Here is a 23,789-nt window from a genome sequence, read left to right as displayed (position 1 = left end):
AACTATGGATAATGAAAGTAAAAAAACAAGAACAGAAAAAACATTAAAGCAAAAGGTTGCTTTTGCTCAACTAGAACTTAATCGTCTTAAGTCTCTGGAGAAATCAGAACGTAAGAAAGTTGAAACAAGGCTAAAGATTATTCTTGGTGCGGAAGTAGCTAAGGCTATGCATTGCGATATCGAACAGGTGGATAAAGAACTCGTTATGGGGATTTTGCTTTCAGTTCCTGACCTGAATGATATTGAAAAAATAACGTATATAAAAGCAGGCAGGAAGTTTCTGGCGCAAATGGATAGAAGACAAAAATAAAAATCTTTAAATTTATTTTGATTCAGGTATTGATATCTAATTATTATCTGTTATCTATATAAAAGAACAGAACGCAGGATCATCCTTTATTAATATTTTTTCCTTTTCAATCAAGCGTTCTGTTCGACCAGTAATCTGTTAATTTTTATCTTTATGTAGTGAACGTCATTATTACTTTTTTATCAGATATGATAAATATCCCATGAGGAAGTAGTAATGACAGTAGTAGTGATAACAAATGTTGTTTTTAAATCTCCCGGAAGGCAAAGAGAAATCTTTGCCTTTTTTAATTCATCCGTCTGTCAGACAGAGTTAAATATATCTTGCTCTTTCTATTGCCAGATATCAGAGAAGCGTTATAACAGGAGTTATCATTAAAACAAAAAAGGAGATAATAATGGTTTTATTAAATAACAAAAGAAAAAGCAAGAAAGGTTTCTCACTACTCGAATTATTACTTGTTTTAGGCATCATTGCTGCATTAGTGGTAGCGGCTTTTATCGTTTATCCCAAGGTTCAGGCTTCACAAAGAGCGCAGGCAGAATCCAATAACATTGCCACCATACAGGCAGGTGTTAAAGCGTTATATACATCGGCTTCAAGCTTTACTGGCCTGACAAATACTGTGGCTGTTCAGGCAAAAATCTTCCCTGACAATATGTTAAGTGGGTCAGGAACGGCTGCTAAACCCATCAATGCCTTTAAAGGTAATGTGACGCTGGCTGCGGCAGCAACTGGGCCGTCATCAGCGGCGGGCTCTTCTTTCACTATTACATACGATAATGTGCCAGCAGCGGAATGTGTGAAAATAACCACTGCGGCGGCAGGCAACTTTTATACCGCTAAAGTGGGTTCAAAAGTTGTGAAGGCTTCGGATGGAACACTCGATGTGGCAGCTACGGCAGCAGCATGTACGAATGCCACAAGTAATACATTAGTTTTCACGTCTATTTAATGAAGAGGGTGCAGGCCCTTTTCTTTCTTATTGCTAAAACAGGGAGATAATTATGATAAAGAAAAAAGGATTTACCTTACTGGAAGTGACTATTGTTTTAGGTATTGGAACGCTTATCGCTTTTATGAAGTTTCAGGATATGAGAAACGATCAGGAAGCAGTATTGGCTGATAATGTCGGAACACAGATTAAACAGCTTGGAGAAGCGGTTAACCGCTATATCAGTATTCGCTATGACAAGATATCCACACTGTCATCTTCCAATAATCAAAGCAGCGATCCGGGGCCAAGAACCTGTTCGGCTGCTGGATGTGAAATCACTTACCAGACATTAATTAATGAAGGTCTGTTGCCTGTAGGCTATACAGGAACTAACGCGCAAAAAGCATCCTATAAGATTGTGTTAAAGCGTTCAGGAACAGCACCGGATTACGTCATCAATGGTCTTGTAACAACTGCCAGCCCTTGGGAAGAAGGTGGTCGTATTCGTTATGACCTGTTAGGTAAAGCGGTTCAGGCGGCAGGTGTTGATGGTGGGATGAGCAGAAACACCAAGATAGCTTCCGGCTATGGTGGTCAGTGGAGTGAGAACTCTAACAACTACAGCAATATCACGGGTGGTGGATTGCTGGCTTACCGCGTGGGCTATAACTCTTCTATGTATTCTGTTTATTTGCGTCGTGATGGAACGTTGCCGATGACGGGTGATCTGAATCTTGGTGGTAAGAGCATCAAAAACATCAAAGATATGACGGCATCAGGGACAACAACAACCGGAGCACTGAAAACCACGGGTAATGCGTCTGTTGCATCAGATCTGAGTGTGGGGGGAACATCTACCCTTAATGGTCCTGTAAATATCAACAACAACCTGAAGGTAAAATCCGATACCTATCTGAACACGCTTTCAACAACAGGTCTGGCGAAGTTTGGTAGCCGTATTGCGACGAATGGACTTAATCCAAACGATCTGCCTGCTGGCTGGGCTGGCGGTGTTCGCACCTATGATTTGTATGCATCAGGGACTGTTGGTGTTGGAACCGGTAAAACAGTTAAAGCTTACATGAACAATGCGGGTAATATTTATGCGTCAGGTAATCTTACCGCCGGAACGATAAAATCCAATGGCACCATTGAATCAGTTGGAAGAATCAAAGCAGGTGAATATCTCCACCTGAATGGTCAGGCAACATTAAATGCGAAATGTACGCCTAATGGTTTGGTTGGGCGAGACAGTACAGGTAGAGTGTTATCGTGTGTTAATGGTAAATGGCAGACAGCAAGCGGTGATGGCCTGAAAGGTATTTTTATAACAATAACCGATCAAGTATCTGGATATAAGTGTGTCATACCGAATAGTGATACAGGGACATGTGCCTGTCCGGGGTCAACGTATACTCCTCAGTTTGGTTATATATCTGGAACCCTTATTGCAGAATATAATGATGAGCGTTGTAGTGGTGGTAAGAATGATCACTGTTATAGTAATTTAAGAAGGTTATATGCATGTCGATAATTATGTTTTTGTAGTGTTAAGTATTTAATAAATTTTAAGTATGAGTATATTTGTCATGAAATATATCAGTGACAAAATTATCACGCAGCGTAGTGATGCAAATTTTCTTGTCGTATTGATTAGGCATGATGTATAATCATAAAAGAATTATATCAAAATTACAAGGAAATAGATAGGATGTCTAATCTTGACTATTTAATAAATGATTTCGACCGCGTGAACTATCTGGTCAACTTGTTAACGACCAGAGCTACTGGTGGTTCGCCAGATAATAATGAGTATACTATTTTACGAAGTCAACTCTTACAAAATCCAACAATATTACAATATATTCCATCTTTTGTTCGACAAAATAGAAGCTTAGATTCTTTTTGGTCATTTATTCAACCTAAATTTGGCACATATGCAGAACGAAGATCCTTTATTTCAGAGCAATTCACACCTCTTTTGGACTACCTAGAATTTGGTGAACCATCTCAACAAGGCACTACGTCAAAACAGAGTGATACAATTACTAATGGAACGGCTAACACAGTAATGAGAAATAAAAGGAAAGTTTTTATTGTTCATGGTAGAAATAATGAGATTAAGCAAGAGGTTAGTCGCTTTATTACAGACTTGGGACTTGAACCAATTATTCTGCATGAACAAGCAAGTTCAGGTATGACAATAATAGAAAAAATAGAACGATATTCAAATGATGCTGACTTCGCATTGGTTTTGTATACTGCTTGTGATTTAGGTCGTTCTATTGATGAACCTAACCCTCCTCATAACCGTGCTCGGCAAAATGTAGTTTTTGAACATGGATATTTAATGGCTAAGTTAGGTAGAGAAAATGTTTGTGCTTTAGTTAAGGATAACATTGAAACACCTAATGATATTAGTGGGGTTGTTTATGTTCCATTAGATCCTCATGGTGCTTGGAAAATGAGTGTTTCAAAAGAACTTCGTGCATGTGGATACACTATTAAATCAATCTTTTAATAATAGTGAGTAGGGGAATATATATTCCCCATATCACTCACGCATGAGTATGTATTATATGCGGTTAGATATTTTCTTCCAATCGTTCGAAAATAATATCTGCCTTATTTTGAGGACTCCTTTCTAAAATATATCGATAATCGCTTGCATGAGGTTCTGGGATGCTATTTATATCAATGTTTCCCTCCCTCAGATCATCTAATGTATTTTTCTCTATCCATTGAAATGTTGTTCTTGATATGCATTTAATATAAATAAATATTGATTCTTCATCTAACCCAGCCAATCTTAATATATTGCGAAGACATATTCCAACTATGACCTTTTTGCCTTTTTCCTCATTTAGTTCTTTTGATAGTTTATTAATATTTATCAAGCCTTCATATTCTTCAATAGTTGGATTTTGAACTTTTATTATATAATCATCTGTATCGAAAAATTTAGCTCCAAACGTCTCCGCTATTTTTTTACCTGCTGCTGTCTTTCCAGAGCAAGTATGTCCTTCTATACAAATGGTAGTATGTTCAGATAATATATCTAATAAACATGTCGCGTCTTCACCTCTAACCGTAATACTCATTTAATATACCTCATCGTTAATGTGTTGAATAAATTATATTTAATAATACATTGTATGCAGTATAGGTCACAAGGCATAAGAAATTGAAAGCTTGTGTATAAATATAATGGCATCCAATTACAAAATTGAATGCCTACATGTAAAATATTACATCCCGTAATACTTAGAGCTAAACGATACGGTTATTGGCGCTTCATCATATAAGCAACTTACAGTTATTTTTAGTTTTCGTCGATGATCATAATATACGTGGCTATGCGTTTTCTTGCCAACCAGATCCAGTTCTGATAAACCTATGCTCAATGCACCAAGAAAAAGTTCAGAATCAAACTCTTGATTTTGATAATGTGGTGCGGTTTTCTTGAAATCAACTTCTATATAACTAATGAAATTACCTTCTGCTTCAAGATACATCCGACAATCTTCGTCTTCAATAATAATGCTTCCAACTTCATTACCTTTACACTCAAAGATTTTTTCTGCCTGCGAAACTTGCATTCCCATATACTGAAATGGTCTGTGAAACGGTTTACACATTATAGGTATATTTGCATAAGATGCTTTGTCTAATGCCGTACCAAGGTTATTAAATGTTTTTTCATCTCTCAGAACATTTTTATTAAAGACTACCCCTACGCTTTGAATTAATCTTTTAAACGCTTCAACATAGTTATCTTCATCTCTAAAATCTGCATACAGTTTACCTACCAGAAATCCCGGAGGATCACATTCTTTTAGCATAATAGGTAATACTTTTATTTTTTTACCATTTATCTGATGATTCATTGCCACATCAAGTTCATTGACTACCCAAGGTGCATTTATTGAGTCAGGCGATAGAACAACAGCAAAGTAATCAACACTATCAATTCCTTCCCTGATTTTTTGAATCAGAGAGTCGCCAATTTTCATTTCTGCTTCATCAAGCCAATAACGGACACCGTGATTTTCAAGGTCTCTCGCTAACTTTCTGACAAATGGCTTATCATTGTGATTATGACTTAAAAAAATACTAATGCTCATAGATCCCTCAACAAGAAGTTATATAATAACTTACAGCCTCGTAGGATACCATCAAGACACATCCTTGTGTCTTGAGTTAATGAAGCTTTGATTGAGCAAACTCAAACGGCCTGACCATCCCATCCCGGTTTGCATCAAGATAATCTGCCCACCACTGTAGCATCAACCTTCGCTGCTCAAGATGCTTGGCCTTGTGGGTATAAGCAGCACGAACGCTGTTGCTTTCCTTGTGGCTCATCTGGAGTTCTACCGCATCTTCAGACCACAAACCTGACTCAATTAAGGCACTACAGGCCAGCGTGCGGAAACCATGACCGCAGATGTCCTGCGTGGTGTCATAGCCCATCTTACGCAGCGCTTTATTGATGGTGTTTTCACTCATGGGTTTGAATGAGTCATAACAGCCAGTGAAAATTAATCCGGCTTCGTTACCTTCTTCATAGGTAAGCTGGCGGATCTCTTTCAGTATCTTAAGAGCCTGCCTGCAGAGGGGAACAAAGTGCTGGCGTTTCATTTTTGCGCCACGCGTGGAATATTTGACGCGCTCAATCGCTTCTCGCTTTTCTGGTATCACCCATAACTTACTGTTGAAGTCGATTTCTGACCATCGTGCATAGCGGAGTTCACTGGAACGAATGAAAATCAACAAATTGAGTTTAATCGCCAGTGTGGTAAGTCCACGGCCTTTGTAGGCATCAATACGTTCAAGTAGCAGGGGGATCTCTTCCAGCTCCAGTGCAGGCCGGTGTTCAGTCTCTGGTTTCTGCACAGCACCTTCCATATCATAAGCAGGATTATGGCGCATAAGTTTTTGCTGGACGGCGTGACGCAGGATGGCGGTGACGTATTGCTTGATCCGCATGGCAATTTCAAGATAGCCGAGCGTTTCTGCTTTTTTAACAGGAACAAGCAGATCACCCGTATCCAGATCTGAAACGTTGCTGTCACCAATGTCCGGGAATACATAGGTCTCAAGGCGCTTCCATACCGTATCGGCGTAATCTTCTGACCATTTTGTTTTGGTGGCAAACCAGCTTCTGGCAACGACCCGGAACGAACGGGTTTTATCCCGCTTTTCCTGCAGCGCTTTTTCATCAGCCTGTTTTTTAGCGTTAGGATCGATTCCCTGAGCAAGCAGCTTTTTTGCTTCATCACGTCGTTGTCTGGCATCAGCAAGAGAAACCGCAGGGTAAACCCCAATGGAAAACACTTTCTGTTTACCATCGAAGCGATAGCCTAACTGCCAGTATTTTGAACCATTGGGATGCACAAGAAGGTAGAGACCAAATCCATCAGTGAGCTTGACGGCCTTTTCCGCTGGTCTGGCATTTTTTACTTTAGTATCAGTAAGTGACATGACGGTTCCCTCCGCGTGCTGGTAAAACGCAAATCGAACCAGCTTTACCAGCATTTTTACCAGCAAAGTAGTGTGGATTCGAGCGGTTTTTAACGAACGGGGGTGAACCTGAAGAAGGGGATAACCAGTTGATATAAATGCAGAAAGCAGACGTCAGTGAACGTCTGCTTTCTTTAAATTGGCTCCTCTGACTGGACTCGAACCAGTGACATACGGATTAACAGTCCGCCGTTCTACCGACTGAACTACAGAGGAATCGCTGTTGAGGCACATCTTAGCGGCGAAAAAACTTTTGTCAAATCCGAATTTTTAATTCCTCGTTCGTTTGCCGCTTCTCTGATCAGTTTGTTGCATTTGCAGACAATTTAATGGGGAAAACCTTTGCAGCAGTGCAAAAACTCCCTCATTATTTGAAATGTGATTTCAACTTTCTGCAAAAGGTTTGCTTTGAATATCTCTGCTGCTTTACGCCATGCAGTCCATCGCTCACATTGGCATGCCAAACGCAAGAGTTATAAGGTACTGTTCTGGCGAGAGATCACCCCACTTGCTGTCCCTATTTTCATGGAAAATGCCTGCGTCCTGCTTATGGGCGTGTTAAGTACTTTTCTGGTTAGTTGGTTAGGCAAAGATGCGATGGCCGGCGTGGGTCTGGCAGACAGTTTTAATATAGTTGTCATGGCTTTTTTTGCCGCTATCGATCTTGGAACCACCGTGGTAGTAGCATTTAGCCTTGGCAAGCGTGACCGCCGCAGAGCCAGAGTAGCAACGAGGCAATCACTGGTCATCATGACACTTTTTGCCGTATTGCTCGCTGCTCTTATCCATCATTTCGGTGAGCAGATTATTAATTTTGTTGCAGGAGATGCAACGCCAGAAGTGAAAGCTCTGGCGCTAACTTACCTCGAACTAAGTGTCATTAGTTATCCAGCTGCAGCTATCGCCCTGATTGGTAGTGGGGCGTTACGTGGAGCAGGAAATACGAAAATCCCGCTCCTGATTAACGGCGGCATGAATATCCTGAATATCGTTATAAGCGCCAGCCTGATTTACGGTGTCTTTTCCTGGACAGGTTTAGGTTTTATGGGGGCTGGATTGGGATTAACCCTCTCTCGTTATATTGGCGCTATTGCGATCCTTTGGGTTTTGAAGAGTGGTGTTAATCCGGCGTTGCGAATTTCCTTGAAGAGCTATTTTAAACCGCTTAATTTCGCCATTATCTGGGAAGTTATGGGAATTGGCATTCCAGCAAGTGTGGAGTCGGTTTTGTTTACCAGCGGCAGATTGTTAACACAAATGTTCGTCGCCGGGATGGGAACCAGTGTTATTGCTGGGAATTTTATCGCTTTTTCGATAGCAGCTCTTATCAATCTACCGGGGAATGCGCTTGGTTCTGCCTCTACAATCATTACGGGGCGAAGACTGGGATTAGGGCAAGTAGCACAAGCCGAAATTCAGTTACGCCATGTCTTCTGGCTTTCTACGCTAGGCTTAACAGCGATCGCCTGGTTGACGGCCCCCTTTGCCGGGGTTATGGCATCGTTTTATACCCATGATCAGCAAGTTAAAGATGTTGTTGTGATTCTTATTTGGCTAAACGCATTATTTATGCCTATCTGGTCTGCCTCATGGGTTCTACCGGCTGGTTTTAAAGGTGCTCGTGATGCCCGCTATGCCATGTGGGTATCGATGTTGAGTATGTGGGGATGCCGAGTAGTGGTCGGTTATATTCTGGGCATTGTGCTTGGCTGGGGAGTCGTCGGTGTCTGGATGGGGATGTTTGCCGACTGGGCCGTTCGCGCAATGCTTTTTTACTGGCGAATGATCACAGGCCGCTGGCTGTGGAAATATCCTCGTCCAGAGCACGAAAAGTATGAAAAAGAACCGACCGTGTCGGAATAAGCGACAAAATGAGGAATATTTCAGCAAACGATTTCAGAATGAAAAAACAAGCTTTGACATTGCCGATTAGCATCGTTACTATGCGCCCCGTTCACACGATTCCTCTGTAGTTCAGTCGGTAGAACGGCGGACTGTTAATCCGTATGTCACTGGTTCGAGTCCAGTCAGAGGAGCCAAATTTTGAAAAGCCCGCTTTTATAGCGGGCTTTTTGCTATGTAGCGATCAGTCCAATGACTTGAAAACTCACCGGAACGGGGGTTCATTGAATGTTCGCAGTTTACGAGAGTGTAACCGATCCCCCTCAGCTCGTAATAAATCTATCGCCCGGATGCCAATTTGCAGATGCTCGGAGATGGCGCCTTCATAAAAGCGGTTAGCTTGACCGGGTAGTTTTATCTCGCCATGTAAGGGCTTATCAGATACACACAGTAATGTTCCGTAGGGTACACGGAAGCGATAACCTTGTGCTGCGATTGTCGCGCTTTCCATATCAATTGCCACTGCACGACTTAAATTGAAACGTAATGCAGAAGCTGAGTAGCGCAACTCCCAGTTCCTGTCATCGGTGGTTACCACGGTACCCGTACGTAATCGTTGCTTCACTTCCTCACCAGGTCTGCCACTCACCAGCTTAGTTGCGTCATAGAGCGCACGTTGTACTTCGGCAATACTGGGGATGGGAATATCCGGTGGAAGGACGGCGTCAAGAACATGATCATCACGCAAATAGGCATGTGCCAGGACATAATCTCCAATGGACTGACTCTCACGTAACCCGCCGCAGTGTCCAATCATTAGCCAGACATCCGGGCGCAGAACTGCCAGATGATCGCAGATGGTTTTGGCATTTGACGGACCAACACCAATATTTACCAGCGTAATTCCTTGTCCGTCTGCAGTAATTAAATGCCATGCTGGCATCTGATGTTTTTTCCATGCCAGATCGGAAATCGCTTCTTCCGGTGCTTCTGTTTCAGCGGTGATCCAGATCCCACCGGCGCAGGAGAGTGCGACATAAGGGCTATCGGGATTAAGGATCTGGCTGCATCCCCAGCGAACAAATTCATCGACGTATCGCGTGTAGTTGGTGAACAAAACGAAAGGCTGGAAGTGTTCAACTGGCGTACCGGTATAGTGACGTAGGCGTGCCAGCGAAAAATCTACACGTCGTGCGTCAAAATGCGATAAAGGTGAAAACTCGGCAGGATGATAAATACCGTCTGCTGTTTCATCGCCTATTTGGGCCAGTTCTGTCGTCGGAAAATAACGCGTTAAACCGGCACTCATTGAACGATCAAGCGTAAGCTCTGATCCATCAATCACATAAGGGTATGGAATTTCATGTTGTGACAGTTGGACGGAGATGCTCGCGCCATAATCCTGATACAGTAGAGTGAGCTGCTCATCAAGATAAGGGCGAAAGAGAGAAGGGCGGGTGATGGTAGTTGTGTAGTTGCCTGGGTGAGTAAAACGACCATAAGCACGTGTTTTGGGTGGGTTTGTCGCGCAACCATTCCAGGTGACAGTTAATGATGGATAAACAAAAAGGCCTTGTTTTCGGGCGTTTTCATCTGGCAGTTCACCACTTTCAATATACTTGCCAATGGCGCTGCGTAAAGCTGTCACCGATTGTTCATACAACGCATCAAGTCTTTCCAGTGCCTGAGCGGGGGTCAGGCTGGGGCCCTTATTATTCATACGTATCTCCTGTTCCATACAATCACCGCTTGTTCGATAGTATGTCACAGAAATGTGAAACAAAAGTGGAAGGCGAAGATCGGTTGATCTTCGCCGAAGAGTCAGGAGTGTTGACCCTCTTTCATTAGCAGAGCAGTGGCGGCGGATATCAAACAACCTGCCAGCAAATAAATAGCCACAGTGTGCCAGTTACCGTTCGAGAAGGTGACCAGCGCTGCAGCGATAAATGGTGTGAATCCACCGCCAACCACACTGGCCACTTGATAGCCCACGCCGGCTCCGCTGTAACGATAGGTTGCGCCAAACATTTCCGTAAACATGGGTTGCTGTACGCAGACCACCATGTCATGTGCGACGTTAGCCAGCATGATGGCGAAGAACACTATCCAGAAAAGGGATTGCGCTTCCAGCGCCATAAAGAACGGGAAGGCGCTAATCGTGCCGGTTAATGCGCCAGTAATGTAGACGCGGCGTCGGCCAAAGCGATCGGCGAGCCAGGCGAAGAAGGGAATAGTCAGGCAGCTCACGCCGCCGACCAACAGGCCAATGTTGAGAAAGAGTTCACGGGGCAGTCCGAGATTTTGCGTCGAGTAGTTAAGTGCGAAGGCGGTGACGATATACATGGTCAGTAATTCGCACAGACGTAAAGCGATAATCTTCAGGAAAGCGCTGGGATGACGCAGCAAGGCTTCCATTACCGGCAGGCGTTGTTTAACCTGCGGCGTTTGTTGCTGTTGCTCGAATTCTGCAGACTCTTCCATCCCATTGCGGATCCACAATGCGCCAAGTACCAATACGATGCTGAACAAGAAAGGAATACGCCAGCCCCAACTCAGGAATTGTTCGTCGGTGGTTAGTATGCTGATTAGTGAAACCAACCCGGTGGAAAGCAGCAACCCGACACCATATCCGACTTGTACACCGCTACTGTAAAAAGCTTTCTTCCTTTTTGGCGCGTTTTCTACCGATAATAATGCCGCTCCCCCCCATTCACCGCCGACCGCGAAACCTTGAATAGCACGCAAAATGACCAGCAACATCGGTGCCCACCAACCAATAGTTGAGAATGAAGGGAGAACGCCAATGAGTGCTGTGGCAATTCCCATCATCCAGACGGTGAGCATCAGCATACGTTTTCGCCCTAAAAGATCACCAAAGTGACCGAATATAACACCGCCGAGTGGACGGAAGAGGAAACCAACGCCGAATGTCGCAAATGCCGCGAGTGTTCCCATCGCGGGACTAACCTGTGGGAAAAATTCGCGGTTAAACACCAGCGCAGCGGTGATGCCATAGAGTAAAAAGTCGTACCAGTCGACGACGGCGCCAGCAAAACTGCCCAATGCTGAGCGTCGAGCGCGGCTTAATGAAGCAGTCGCTTCATCAGGACGCGTGGAGATGAGTGTGGAATCCATAGTTATCCTGTTTGTACTGTCTTTTTTGTTATTAGTATTGGAAAAAGGTCACTCACATTGCAGCCGATCTATAAATGACCTTTATGAGACTACAGCGACAGAGAGTTTATGAAAATGTTTTTGTGCCTTTGACGTGGACAAGATGAAAAATACTACCTGTGAATTTACTTCACCAAACGAAGGTTATTCTGGGGACGAGTTGCCTGAAATCGAGCAGATCGTTGAGAAGTGGCATAAGAAAGCGGCTCTCTGTTGTGGAAGCCGGATCGGTCAACCGATCCTTAACTGATCGACATTGTGCTATAAAAACGGTCTTTTTTAAATTTGGCTCCTCTGACTGGGATCGCCGTAGCCATTAACAGGCTGATTGGTAAGCTAAACCTAAAAATTGAGTTTGTCGAGACCATCGAACTGACCACCTTTTGTTTGAACGACACTGGGTTCAGATTTATTGTATATATAGCCTAAGGGATACGCCATTTGTTGTGTTCTAAGGTGTATTCAACCGACGTTTGAACTGATCTATTTTTGCTGCGCAGATCATACGCGTCTGTCGGCGGACAAAACACTTGCACAAGTTACTACTCATGTCAGATAACTTTTTGCTTAAACTTATCTTCAACCCAGCTATTTTTACTCTTTATTTTCATTGTACTTAGTTTGTCACAATATGGTCTACCTATTGAATGGATAGTAAAAACAATCATTTCACCCTCTTCTTTAAAATCATATTCTATTATATAATCTCCAGGCATCATACCTATTGGGGATAATTCAAAATATTGGATATCAGCAAAAACAAGATACCCCTCTTCAATATTTTCAGATTCATCCCAATCACCGTTTGTATCACCCTCCGAGAACAAGAATGAAATAACATCTATTTTTACTCTTACCTCTGATGTCCAACTGTTTATTTCAATCCCCAATATTCCCCGATCACCCAAGTATACTTCACGGTTCATATTTACCTCATCTTAAATTGGATCAATATAGCCACACATGGCATCGGCATCTTCCTGACTTACATTGTATTCCATCTCTTTAGTCATAGCACAAAAGCACTGACCAGTAGTTCCATTTTTACAGCTTCCAAATGTATACATATGAACTATAGAACTAATAAATGAGAACATCCCCATCATTTTTACGTTGTAAAAATGGGCAGCCTTACTATTTGCAGGAACAATTTCTCCGTTAATATCAAGGGATGCCCCTTGACCGGTATTATGTGGTCCAGTTCCTGGCAAATGAGCATGCGCGTGAGGCTTTGTATTGACAGGAGGATGTCCCAAAGGATCTAAACGATACATATTTGAACCGTTAGCGTAAGTTGTATGTATACCAGGGGGATTAATCTTATTAGGCGGATATCCAATAACCTTCCCACCAATAGGGACCGCCATCGCATTTCCTTTGGAATCAACAGCAAAACTTCCTATTGGCTGTTTAGTTAAGGGATCAATCACACATGATTGCCCTGCTGCTTTTTGTCCAGGAGAGGGCAAAAGTAATTGCTCTAGCCCAAGAGGATCAATATATTCAATAGGGTTTAGGGAATACGGGTATGGATTTAATCCACCATCCAGCCCTATCGGGTCCTGGGTGATATACCGTCCCTGTAACGGATCATAGTATCGGTGACGGTTATAGCACAATCCCGATTCATCATCGTACTGCTGTCCCGGCAGACGGTACGGCTGGTACAACTGCTGCAGGTTCTCCTCATTTAACTGGTTGCCCCATTCATCATATTCCCCGCGCCATTCCGTTGCTCCTTCGTTGCTGATGAGCGCCAGCGGCAGTCCGCGATGGTCACAGTGGTACAGATGCAGCCTGCGCTCCGGCGTGTATTCCGGCTCTACTTGTTTTGCCAGTTGCTCCACCGCCAACCCGCACTGTGCAAGCCACGTCCGGCTTTCATCACTCACACGGTCTGCCCGGATTTCTCCCTCCAGCCTGTCCAGCCGCCGCACCAGTTCAGCAGGGAACACCACACCGTGGCCGTCCTCACTCCCTTCCAGCTGTAACTTCTCTGCCAGGCTGCGGCGCGGCGTTTTGTCCAACACACCATTCTCTGTTTCGATGCGGATGAGCGGTATGAAGCTCCCCGGCTGGTATACCGTCTGGATTCGGCTCTGTTGGGTCTGTATCGTCGTCAGCCTGTCGCCGTCCCACCCGTACCATGTCACCTCCGGTTTACGCGACAGAGACATCCCCCCCGTCAGGTCACGCTCTCGCCGCCATACCTGTTTTCCCGTCCGGCGGCCCAGAGGGTCGTAAAAGTAGCGGCTCTCGACCAGTGCCTCCTCATGCTGTATCCGCGTGTAGAACACCAGTCGGTGCTGGCTGTCGTAGTGGTAGTAGTGCGTGCGCTCGTCGTCCGTCCGTATCACACCCGCTGGGATGCGGTCCGTCTTCTCCGTCAGCCTGCCGTACCTGTCATAGCGGTACAGGTAATGCGCGTCTTCGGTGATGCGGTTGTCCGGCCACGCCGTGAGTGTGCTGTCCGGGTGCAGTTCCGGGTCCGGCAGCCGGTTTCCTGCCGGGTCGGTGGCATACGGGATACGGATATCCAGGTTCGCGGCGGTGGTGCGCACACTCTCCAGCCTTCCCGTGGCGCTGTAGCCGTACTCCCGCGTCTGTCGCGGGCCGCTGATGCGTACCAGTTCGCCGTTGTCATTCCAGTCGTAGTCGCGGTCATACACCAGGCTGTTCAGATGCTGGCTCTGTGGCTGGCCTGCGGGAGTGTATGTGCTGGTCAGTTCATATGCGTTATTGCCGAAGCTGCGCACCGTTTCCCGGTGCAGTTTGTCCCGCGTGTACTCCACCAGGGGCGTGTCGCCCAGCTTCATGCCCGCCAGGTAACCGCTGCCGTAGGTCAGCCACTCCACCGGCGGCAGGCTGTCTGCCTGAAAACGGTTTGCCTGCCCCTGTTTGTTGTATGCGTGTTTTGTTTCATGCTGCCAGAGCAGTTCCCCCGTCTCCGGGTTATGCACCGTCTGGCGCTCGCCAGTGAGACGACCCTTACGGTCGTAACCGTAATGCACCGCCACCCGGTGGCCTTCGCTGATATGGCTGATTTCTTTCAGCCAGCCGTGGTCGTTATACTGCCACTGCTCAGCCGGTTCGCTGTTCACCGTGCGGTGTGTGATACGGTCCGATTCGTCGTAGTGCCAGAGGGTGATAAGCCCCTCATCCTCGCTCTGCGTGAGTTTCCCGGTCAGGTCATAACGGTAACGCTGCGTCCGCCCGTCAAAGCCGCGCTGCTGTACCAGGCGGTCCAGCGTATCGTAACTAAAGTCACTGTGGCTCCTGTTTTCATTGGTCAGCGTGATGACACGCCCTGCCGCGTCGTATTCCATGCTGCGTGTCAGCCCGCCCTGGGTGGTGCTGACCGCTTTTCCCCACGCATCGTACTGTGTCTCACTCCGGTTGCCATCCGGGGCAATGACGGCGGTCAGGTCGCCTGCGGCGTTGTATTCATAACGCGTTTCACGGCCCTGCGTATCTTTCACCGAGATTAACTGACCACGGTTGTCGTAGTTGCGGTAAAGACTGGCTCCTTCCTCATGGTGGACCGCCGTCACCTGACCAAAGCGGTCGTATTCGTAATGCGTTTCATAGCCGGAGCAGTCGGTGAAGGTCAACAACTGCCCGTAGCGGCTCCACGTCATCTGCTTGCGGCTACCCGTCGCATCTTCAGTTACAGAGGGTAATTCGCTGTGTGGATTATCATAACTGTAACGGGTGACATCGCCGTTGCGTGCGGTTTCCTGCATCAGACGCCCGTACTCATCATATTTCCGGCGCATTTCCAGCCCGTCAGGCCCGGAGGCTGAGGTTAACTGGTTCCGGTCGTTATAGTAAAACTCCGATTCCCTGCCATCCGGCGTGGTGATGCGCGTGACGAGACCCGTCACTACATTCGGATGGTATTCTGTGGTCCGGCCTGCCGCATCCGTCTGTGACTGAAGCCGGCCCATATAATCAAACTGACTCTGCGTGACGCTGCTGTCAGCGTGCTCTTTTTTCACCACCCGTTTCAGCCCGGCTTCGCCCTCTGTATGCAGCACTTCGCGCCGGTTCAGACTGTCAGTGATGGTGATGCGGTTTTTCTCATACTGATAGGTGTAGCTTAAGCCTGCCGGATTAAGTTGTTCCGTCACGCGCCCGATGCCGTCGTAACGGTAACGCATCTCCGGCCTTCCCGCGTAACGGTGCGCCACCATCCGGCCCCGGTGTTTATCATCGTAAGTAAAACTGCGCATCTGCGTGCCGCTGCGGTCATATACCGACGCCAGCTCACCGCGTGGCGTCCAGGTGTAACTCGCCAGCGGCGCACCGGGCAGATTCTCCGGGTATTCCGGGTCGTGCGTCAGCCACACCGCTGACAGGCGGATACCGTTATCCCGGCCATACTCCGTATAGTCCGGCAGTGAATCCGGGATATCCGGTCCTTTCGTTCCTGCGGCTATGGCCTGCTGCCGGGCATTTTCTGCCCGTTGTGCCTGCGTGGTCAGCACCAGGTGGAACTGACGGCCTGCGCCATCGGTCACGCCGGTGATTTCCCCGGTAAATTCGCCTGCGGCCTCACGCCGGAAGGTCAGCGTGCGCCCGAAGCGGTCCACCAGGCCGGTCAGCACCCGGTTCGGCGGCAATGGGGCAGGCAGCACCTCATCCATACCCGGTACCCGCTCACTCCAGCCGAGTATCCACCACGGTCCCTGCGGACTGTTCGTTGCCAGATAAATATGCGGGCTTAAGCGGAGTTCTTCCGGCAGTGCCTGCCAGAGGGGGGCAAGACGGTGACTTTCATTCAGTTTTGCCACGCCGCCGCGCACCAGCCAGAATAATTCGCTGCGGCTGAAGCCATCCTCACCGGGAAACAGGTGCTCAAAATGAATGCTTCTGCCGCCGTTATCATTGAGTATCAGTTCGTTGTCGCGTATCTGGAGGCGTAAATCGGCGGGCATTTTCCAGCCGGGGCCGAAAATACCAACGGGGGAAGGCGTCTTCGTCCGGTAGCTACTGTAGGTGCGGGAGAGGATGAACGGTAACGGGCCGGGCAGTGCGAAATCGGTTTCTCCGGGCAGCACCTTTGCACCGAGCAGCGGATTCACCGGGTTGCCGGAAGTGACTCCGCCGGGGCACACCGAGCTGGCCACGCCAGTCGGCGCGCCAATTCTCACACCTGCCGACCCCTGGACTATCGGACCGCCGTACTGGGTCATGTCTCCCTGGCGTGCCGCTGGTTTTCCGCTCATCGCTGATATCCTTTTTTATGGCCCATCTGTCCTGATGCTGACGCTACCGGATGAAATGATAAATAACGTTACTGCATGAAACGAAATACTCTCTTTTTGTATTATTTTTTTGACTGATATCAACGGAATGAATTAACTGGCAGGATATTTATTAAATAACTGACTACACATTGTTCAATATATCTTTAATATAAATATATTCATTCTAAATATCCGTTTGATGATTATGTTTCCCTGTGTTTTTGCTTTCCTTAAAATCTCTCGCTGCAAATTACCGATCATTGTATTGTTGCGCCGCGCCTGCAAAATCAGGCGCCGCAGGATAAGTGCTGAGGCTGGCACGGGATTCTTTGCCGTTAAAGCGATATTTGAGATACCAGATATGCGAACCGTCCGGATTGACGAGCAGATACAGACCGTGAGAGTCGGGGAGTTTTACCGGACGGGAAGAAGGTTTTAATTTGCGGATTTTAGAATTGTTTAAATATATTTGGGGGGGCACTCCATAATCGAACCAAACTGACCCCAGATCTGACCACCAAATTATCCCGATGCGGAGAGAAAACCAGATACACACCGGGATGGTTTTTCACGCTAACTTACTGAATCTTAATCAGAAAGAGACATATAAAGAAGCATGAAAACTTGAATTTGGCTCCTCTGACTGGACTCGAACCAGTGACATACGGATTAACAGTCCGCCGTTCTACCGACTGAACTACAGAGGAATCGTGTGAACGGGGCGCATATTAACGGCGCTAATCGGCGTTGTCAAAGGGGGAAATGCATTTGTTTGTTCGTTTGCTGGCAAATTCATCAAGCTGATGGGGTTTTGATCATTCTTCCAGATGTTTCATTCTGGTGCAGGGCGTCCCTTGTTGGGGCATCAGGCATTTTGCTTAATAAGAAGCCTAAACGTATAAACAATCATAATCTCTTATTTAACATATGATTACGGCTTCTATCAGCATAGGGTTTAAACTGGCAAGTATCTTGCAGACTGGTTTTACATAAGGTCGACACAGGAGTCGATAGTAGAAACCGGAGGCAAGATGAACTTCAGACGCTTGAAATACTTTGTGAGAATCGTGGATATTGGTAGCCTCACCCAGGCCGCCGAAGTATTGCATATTGCGCAGCCTGCACTTAGTCAGCAGATTGCGACGCTGGAAGGTGAACTGGATCAACAACTGTTTATTCGCACCAAACGCGGCGTAACGCCAACTGAAGCGGGGAAAATTCTCTACACTCACGCCCGGACAATTTTACGGCAGTGTGAACTGGCACGGTTGGCGGTAAATAATGCTGGTCAGACGTTAAGCGGTTAGGTATCGATTGACCTTGCTCCAGGAACAGCGGCTTCACTAATCAGTATATCTTTATTACCAGTCCGTACGCGCTGAGTTTCCAGATGTCGTTATTTACATGAAAATAGTCGCGTAGTGCTCAATGAGAAACTCCTTGATGGCCAGCTTGATATGGCTGTAGCAACTTATCGGCTACACGTTATATCTGTAAGGAATAAGATGCTGGTTTTTATTATTTGTTTTACCGGGGTACAGACTTTAACAATAGCAGAATGTCTTACATGCCCGGAGTAAACTGTGAATTTCCAGCAATTAAAAATCATTTGCGAGGCTGCCCGTCAGGATTACAATCTGACAGAAGTTGCCAATATACTCTACACTTCACAGTCAGGGGTAAGTCGACATATTCGGGAACTGGAAGATGAGCTGGGCATTGAAATATTCATTCGTCGGGGGAAACGATTTCTCGGTATGACTGCGCCGGGGAAGGCATTATTAGTTATTGCAGAACGAATATTAAGCGAAGCCACTAATATCCGTCGACTTGCCGATCTTTTTACCGATGATACGGCTGGCGTACTGACGATTGCTACCACACATACCTTGGCACGCTATAGTTTGCCGGATGTTATTAAAGCTTTTCGTGAATTATTCCCCGAAGTGCGGTTGGAATTGATTCAGGGGACACCACAAGAAATTGTAGCATTATTACAAAATGGCGGTGCTGATATTGGAATAGCCAGTGAACGTTTGAGCAATGATCCACAACTGGCCGCATTTCCCTGGTTTTGTTGGCACCATAATTTGCTTGTACCTCCACAGCACCCTTTAGCTTATGTCGTGCCGTTAACACTGGTGGAGATAGCGAAGTGGCCGCTAATCACATATCGGCAGGGAGTTACGGGGCGTTCTCGTATTGATGAAGCATTTATGAGGAAAGGTTTACTGCCCGATATTGTTTTGAGTGCACAAGATTCAGATATTATCAAAACTTACGTTGCGCTGGGATTAGGGATCGGCCTGGTGGCTGAACAATCCAGCGGTGAACATGAAGAACGAACACTTATCAGACTTGATACCCGGCATCTTTTTGATGCCAACACAGTCTGGCTGGGCCTGAAACGAGGACAACTTCAACGCAACTATGTCTGGTGCTTTCTGGAGCTGTGTAACACTGGACTTTCAATAGAGGATATTAAGCGACAGGTTATGGAAAGTAATGAAATAGAATTTGATTACCAGATATAAAGCAAAAAAACCTGCTATAAAAGCAGGTTTTTTAGAATTTGGCTCCTCTGACTGGACTCGAACCAGTGACATACGGATTAACAGTCCGCCGTTCTACCGACTGAACTACAGAGGAATCGTGTGAACGAGGCGCATATTACTTAGTGTCACAGTGACTGTCAACACTAAATTTCGTATGCCATTTCAAGTGGTTAAATAACCTGCAAAAGTGATAATTAATGAACATTTGATGTTGAATGTTGGTCGCGTTCTTTCGCATCGCGCAGCCTTTGCAAAGGATTCTGATGATAAAATTGGCAAAAACGCTGCCACAACAACGGGAAGCGCGGGGCAAATAATTCCGGGGCGCTAAAGAAGTACTCGGAAAGCACCGCAAAACACTCAGCCGGATCGCTGGCGGCATAGGCGTCAATACTGGAGGCGTTTTCTCCAACTAAATCAATTTCTTCCTGGATATTATCCATCGCAGCATGAAGATCATGTTCCCAACCAGCCACTTCACGTAAAGGGATAAATGGTACGCCGCTGGCACGGTCACCATTTCGAATATCTAGCTTATGAGCAACTTCATGAATAATCAGGTTAAACCCGGATGCATCGAAAGAGTCTTGTATATCAAGCCAGTTCAGAACAATTGGACCTTGCTGCCAGCTTTGCCCCGACTGAACGATACGCTGACTATGTACAAGCCCTATATCATCTTCCCACTCATCATCGACTACAAATGGCGCGGGATAAATTAAAACTTCGTGAAATCCATCAAGCCACTCAAAACCCAGTTCCAGAATAGGCAGACAGAAAAGCAGCGCGATCCGATGGCTTTTTAAGGTATCAAGTTCGAATCCTTGTAAAGGTACCAGTCGTTTTTGTTGCAAAAAACGTTCAGCAAGGAGGACTAATTTGCTTTGCTCCTGCTCAGACAGAGACGTCAAAAGGGGAATAGCCAGGGCTTCATCCCAGATACGTGCGTCTTGATGTGCTGTTTCTTGTACTTTCCAGGGCCACTTAATCATCGTTTTGCTCGCAAACTCGTCACTTGAACAAAATTGCACGGACAGGGGCTGTTAAAATGCCAAATTTCCTGGCATCATGGCAACCATCTGGACGGAGAGATGCCGGAGCGGCTGAACGGACCGGTCTCGAAAACCGGAGTAGGGGCAACTCTACCGAGGGTTCAAATCCCTCTCTCTCCGCCAATTTATCAACGATTTACCTCATTGCTTCCTGTCTTGTTTGTCCTTAATAGAACACTCGTAGAATATTCTTGTAGGCTTAGAGCGTCACGGTTTTCTGTTCGATACTGTGATATCCAGCACTTGATTAGCTGGTGGATTGTGCAGAAGGGGCGAGCATAACCTTGCAGTTGCGTAGCCGTTTTCTCTGCCAGTTATTGCTTTAAATATTGCTTCTGTGATTCCGGTAGGGAAGGCCTCTGGTGGGAGGCTTGTGATACTGTGGGAAGCAGGCTATGAATTAAACAAAAGGTTTAAATACTCTAAATTAGCCTGTACTTTTGATAAATCTGACCATACCAGATTACTTGTTCCTGACAGCTTTTGCGCTGTTCCGCCGCCATCGCAGATTTTATGTACCTGATATCCATCTTATTTCTTGGCTTGACGTTGTTTGCATAATAAAACGCAGGCACGTCACAAATATGAATGTGCCTGCACTTGCTTCTGTTTTATTTTGAGAGGAAATTATCGTGAAAATACTTTGAGCCAGATCTGTTTAATATCTGGGCTCAGCGTTAATATGAATCAATGAGATATCATTTCATGGACCACTTCATCAGTACTCAGCTGATATGGGTAATACGTTGGCCAGTTTTCCATTTCATTCAATAAAAATTGTTGTGAATCGTTACCCATGAAAATATGAAAATGAGATGATTTGCGCGGTGCAATTATATGATCACTAAATTGAACGTACTTAGGAGCCTTGCTTTCAGGATCTTTACATTCAAATAAGTAGCGAACGCCTTTCTTGCCTGATTTATAGGTGAGTATTTTGTATCCATTGTAATCATATTTACAGGAAGTCGTTTTATTATTTTTATGAAATTCAATAATACCGTCCTCAATACCAATCATCTCGATGTCTGTCGCATAGCCTTTATGATAGTAATCTTTTATTTCAGCAACCGTTTTGCTTTTATCTGCATCAGCTTTCTTCTGAAAGACGGGGTCAAGTTTGCCACTTTGCAATAAAGGATAAACAGATTGCCAGACACCATCCCAGTCACTGAGCGTTCTGTTTTTCACATTGGCGTCATCAAAAACACCTTCAGCCGCTTTTTGCTCGACCTCTGTTAAAGGGGTTCCGTGTGAATGATGGTCATGCGAAAAGACAGGGCTGCTGACAATAAATACGCCTAAAGCAATAGCAAGTTTATGAAGACGAGTCGCCAAAACAGTTTTCTCCTGAGTTGTTGGGTTTGTTATGTTATATTGTAACATAAAACAAAATGCAACAACTCTTAAGAAAACGGTGGTTAGATTACTCAGGCATATAATTTATCTTATTGATATAAAATAAATTATATAGCAGCTTTGTTGTAAAACATCTTCCGTAACTTGTTGAATAGAGAAAATAATCTCCTATAACGTAAGGCTAAAAGTAGAAAAGCCAGCCCGGCGTAGATGAGCGGTTGCGGTGAAATAATCTTTACTGACCACAGATAATGTATGGGAGCCAGGATCGCGACAAGATAGACGAAGTTATGCAACTGTTGCCAGTGTTTGCCCAGTTTTCGCTGCATCACCTGGGGCGAAGTGAGCGCTAAAGCGAGCAAAATCAGCCAACAGACAATCCCCAACATTAAATAAGGGCGAGTGATTAATTCCTGACCGAACAATGCCAGATTATCCACGCCCAGCTCCAGTAATGCGTAACTGGTTAAGTGCAGTGTCGCCCAGGCAAAGCACCATAAGCCTAACAGGCGGCGGGTGCGTATCAATAACGGCTGCTTTGCGTAGCGCGCCAATGGTGTGATCAATAAAGTCGCAAGTAAGAATTTCAGTGCAGTCAGACCGGTAAAATGCTGAATATCTTTTACTGGATCGGCACTTAATCCACCATGATTGACTGCCCATATCAGCCAGACAATCGGCAAAAATCCGGCGGCATGTAGGCAAATTTTTAACCATGTAATCTGTTTGGCAGTCAGACGCATTTAGAAATTCTCCCGCAAATTCAGACCACGATATAGTGATGCCACCTGATCAGCGTAACCATTAAATAGTAGTGTAGGCTGGCGCTGTACATCGAGGATGCCGCCGGAACCAATAAACCGTTCGGTAGCCTGTGACCAGCGAGGATGGTCGACATGTGGATTAACGTTGGCATAAAAACCGTATTCATTAGGTGCAGCCAGATTCCAGGTGGTTGGCGGACGTTCACGAGTGAGTTTGATACTGACGATTGATTTAATTCCTTTAAAGCCGTATTTCCACGGTACGATCAATCGCACTGGCGCTCCATTTTGTGGCGGCAGCGCCTTGCCATAGACACCTACGGTCATCAGTGTGAGCGGATGCATCGCTTCGTCGAGACGCAATCCTTCTATATAAGGATATTTCAAACCGCCGCCAATAAATCGGTCCTGCTGGCCTGGCATCTGTTCCGGCGCATAAATCGTTTCGAAGGCGACATACTTCGCATTGCTGGTGGGTTCTGCCAGTTCCAGCAATTTGTGCAGTGGAAAACCAATCCACGGCACTACCATCGACCATGCTTCCACGCAGCGCATACGGTAAATTCGCTCTTCCAGCGGGAAACGACGGGTTAAATCATCGTGGTCGAGGGTTAACGGTTTGGCTACTTCGCCGCTAATTTTCAGCGTCCACGGATCGGTTTTCAGGCTGCCGGCATTGGCCGCGGGATCGGCTTTATCCAGCCCGAATTCATAGAAGTTGTTATAGCCGGAAACTTTATCTTCCGGTGTTAGTGGCAAACTGACTTGCCAGGTGGCGGGTTTACTGAACTTCAGTGGCTTTCCGGCGGGAGCGGGCGGGCGATCATTCCCTTTAAACCAGCTAAGCAGATCGGCGTGAGTTGTCGCAGGCAAAGAAAGAGCTGCTGCGCTGATGCCCAGTGCTTTTAATACTTGCCGACGTTGCATAAAGAAAACCGACTCGGCTGTAACATCAGATTCTTTTAGAAATTTATTATTTTTCATAAGCCATCACAATGTTTTGTCGTTTACCAGCAGGATCTCTTCT

18 protein-coding genes, 5 tRNA genes and 2 pseudogenes are annotated in these 23,789 nt (G+C 45.9%); 10 read left to right on the top strand and 15 right to left on the bottom strand.

The genetic code is table 11. The annotated features are described in order from the left end of the window. Positions 1-4: 4 nt before the first annotated feature. The 4 genes from PS053_RS04965 (at position 5) to PS053_RS04950 (ending at position 3,768) form a co-directional block, all read left to right on the top strand. The gene (locus PS053_RS04965; protein WP_032181094.1) at positions 5-310 is read left to right on the top strand and encodes a conjugal transfer protein TraD; all 306 of its coding nucleotides are present in this window, start codon (positions 5-7) and stop codon (positions 308-310) included. 397 nt (positions 311-707) lie between these two features. Further along, on the top strand, positions 708-1,265 hold the full coding sequence (gene bfpA, locus PS053_RS04960) for a type IV pilus major subunit protein BfpA (protein WP_032181092.1): 558 nt from the start codon (positions 708-710) through the stop codon (positions 1,263-1,265). A 52-nt stretch (positions 1,266-1,317) separates the two neighbouring features. Beyond that, complete coding sequence (gene pilV / locus PS053_RS04955) at positions 1,318-2,781, top strand: shufflon system plasmid conjugative transfer pilus tip adhesin PilV (protein ID WP_256878916.1); 1,464 nt, start codon at positions 1,318-1,320, stop codon at positions 2,779-2,781. Between the two features lie 177 nt (positions 2,782-2,958). Further along, positions 2,959-3,768 carry a TIR domain-containing protein gene (locus tag PS053_RS04950; protein ID WP_180562623.1) on the top strand — a complete coding sequence of 270 codons (810 nt, stop codon included), beginning with the start codon at positions 2,959-2,961 and terminating at the stop codon, positions 3,766-3,768. A 64-nt stretch (positions 3,769-3,832) separates the two neighbouring features. On the opposite strand, the gene PS053_RS04945 is transcribed toward PS053_RS04950, so the two are convergent. From PS053_RS04945 to PS053_RS04930, 4 genes are all read right to left on the bottom strand, one after another. Next, entirely contained in the window at positions 3,833-4,348 is a 516-nt protein-coding gene (locus tag PS053_RS04945) for a shikimate kinase (protein WP_256878917.1), read from the bottom strand. A gap of 147 nt (positions 4,349-4,495) precedes the next feature. Then, positions 4,496-5,371: a toll/interleukin-1 receptor domain-containing protein gene (locus tag PS053_RS04940; RefSeq protein WP_256878918.1), complete on the bottom strand. Its 876-nt coding sequence runs from the start codon at positions 5,369-5,371 to the stop codon at positions 4,496-4,498. Positions 5,372-5,447: 76 nt separating this feature from the next. Continuing rightward, positions 5,448-6,728 carry a tyrosine-type recombinase/integrase gene (locus tag PS053_RS04935; protein ID WP_256878984.1) on the bottom strand — a complete coding sequence of 427 codons (1,281 nt, stop codon included), beginning with the start codon at positions 6,726-6,728 and terminating at the stop codon, positions 5,448-5,450. 179 nt (positions 6,729-6,907) lie between these two features. Next, positions 6,908-6,983: transfer RNA gene (locus tag PS053_RS04930), tRNA-Asn, on the bottom strand. Here PS053_RS04930 and PS053_RS23135 point away from each other — a divergent pair. The 3 genes from PS053_RS23135 (at position 6,939) to PS053_RS04920 (ending at position 8,806) form a co-directional block, all read left to right on the top strand. After that, positions 6,939-7,097, top strand: a complete 159-nt coding sequence (locus PS053_RS23135) for a DUF5951 family protein (RefSeq protein ID WP_219907254.1) — start codon at positions 6,939-6,941, stop codon at positions 7,095-7,097. The genes PS053_RS04930 and PS053_RS23135 overlap by 45 nt on opposite strands. Before the next feature lie 78 nt (positions 7,098-7,175). Then, positions 7,176-8,630 (top strand): EmmdR/YeeO family multidrug/toxin efflux MATE transporter, encoded by a 1,455-nt coding sequence (locus tag PS053_RS04925; protein ID WP_059217398.1) that lies wholly within the window; start codon positions 7,176-7,178, stop codon positions 8,628-8,630. 100 nt (positions 8,631-8,730) lie between these two features. Then, positions 8,731-8,806: transfer RNA gene (locus PS053_RS04920), tRNA-Asn, on the top strand. Positions 8,807-8,874: 68 nt separating this feature from the next. Here PS053_RS04920 and PS053_RS04915 read toward each other — a convergent pair. From PS053_RS04915 to PS053_RS04890, 6 genes and pseudogenes are all read right to left on the bottom strand, one after another. Further along, positions 8,875-10,329, bottom strand: coding sequence for an AMP nucleosidase (locus tag PS053_RS04915; protein ID WP_256878919.1), 1,455 nt, complete (start codon positions 10,327-10,329; stop codon positions 8,875-8,877). Positions 10,330-10,430: 101 nt separating this feature from the next. Beyond that, positions 10,431-11,744 (bottom strand): shikimate transporter, encoded by a 1,314-nt coding sequence (gene shiA / locus PS053_RS04910; protein ID WP_000378539.1) that lies wholly within the window; start codon positions 11,742-11,744, stop codon positions 10,431-10,433. 590 nt (positions 11,745-12,334) lie between these two features. After that, entirely contained in the window at positions 12,335-12,709 is a 375-nt protein-coding gene (locus PS053_RS04905) for a DUF6258 family protein (RefSeq protein WP_001078567.1), read from the bottom strand. 12 nt (positions 12,710-12,721) lie between these two features. Beyond that, positions 12,722-17,011, bottom strand: coding sequence for an RHS element core protein (locus tag PS053_RS04900; RefSeq protein ID WP_273774683.1), 4,290 nt, complete (start codon positions 17,009-17,011; stop codon positions 12,722-12,724). A 286-nt stretch (positions 17,012-17,297) separates the two neighbouring features. After that, positions 17,298-17,501 (bottom strand): annotated as a pseudogene (locus tag PS053_RS04895) (Arm DNA-binding domain-containing protein); the annotation flags it as partial. A 162-nt stretch (positions 17,502-17,663) separates the two neighbouring features. After that, positions 17,664-17,739: transfer RNA gene (locus PS053_RS04890), tRNA-Asn, on the bottom strand. Positions 17,740-18,063: 324 nt separating this feature from the next. On the opposite strand from PS053_RS04890, the pseudogene PS053_RS04885 reads away from it, so the two are divergent. Together PS053_RS04885 and cbl are read left to right on the top strand one after the other, a co-directional pair. Then, positions 18,064-18,546: pseudogene (locus PS053_RS04885) on the top strand (LysR family transcriptional regulator); the annotation flags it as partial. A gap of 69 nt (positions 18,547-18,615) precedes the next feature. Further along, positions 18,616-19,566 (top strand): HTH-type transcriptional regulator Cbl, encoded by a 951-nt coding sequence (cbl, locus tag PS053_RS04880; protein WP_256878921.1) that lies wholly within the window; start codon positions 18,616-18,618, stop codon positions 19,564-19,566. Positions 19,567-19,605: 39 nt separating this feature from the next. Here the strand turns inward: cbl and PS053_RS04875 are convergent. Both PS053_RS04875 and mtfA read right to left on the bottom strand, forming a co-directional pair. Then, a tRNA-Asn gene (locus PS053_RS04875) sits at positions 19,606-19,681 on the bottom strand. Between the two features lie 100 nt (positions 19,682-19,781). After that, positions 19,782-20,579: a DgsA anti-repressor MtfA gene (gene mtfA, locus PS053_RS04870; protein WP_024164886.1), complete on the bottom strand. Its 798-nt coding sequence runs from the start codon at positions 20,577-20,579 to the stop codon at positions 19,782-19,784. A gap of 93 nt (positions 20,580-20,672) precedes the next feature. Here mtfA and PS053_RS04865 point away from each other — a divergent pair. Continuing rightward, a tRNA-Ser gene (locus PS053_RS04865) sits at positions 20,673-20,762 on the top strand. Positions 20,763-21,326: 564 nt separating this feature from the next. Here the strand turns inward: PS053_RS04865 and zinT are convergent. The 3 genes from zinT to msrP form a co-directional block, all read right to left on the bottom strand. Continuing rightward, positions 21,327-21,977 (bottom strand): metal-binding protein ZinT, encoded by a 651-nt coding sequence (gene zinT / locus PS053_RS04860; RefSeq protein ID WP_256878922.1) that lies wholly within the window; start codon positions 21,975-21,977, stop codon positions 21,327-21,329. A gap of 128 nt (positions 21,978-22,105) precedes the next feature. Beyond that, positions 22,106-22,741, bottom strand: a complete 636-nt coding sequence (msrQ, locus tag PS053_RS04855) for a protein-methionine-sulfoxide reductase heme-binding subunit MsrQ (protein ID WP_149450019.1) — start codon at positions 22,739-22,741, stop codon at positions 22,106-22,108. Beyond that, positions 22,742-23,746 carry a protein-methionine-sulfoxide reductase catalytic subunit MsrP gene (msrP, locus tag PS053_RS04850; RefSeq protein WP_000794431.1) on the bottom strand — a complete coding sequence of 335 codons (1,005 nt, stop codon included), beginning with the start codon at positions 23,744-23,746 and terminating at the stop codon, positions 22,742-22,744. It lies immediately after the preceding gene. Positions 23,747-23,789 lie beyond the last annotated feature (43 nt).

It is taken from the genome of Escherichia albertii (assembly GCF_028622335.1).
GTDB classification, from domain to species: domain Bacteria; phylum Pseudomonadota; class Gammaproteobacteria; order Enterobacterales; family Enterobacteriaceae; genus Escherichia; species Escherichia albertii.
Note: the sequence above shows the minus strand (reverse complement) of the source record. Positions and strands in the feature narration are given on the sequence as shown.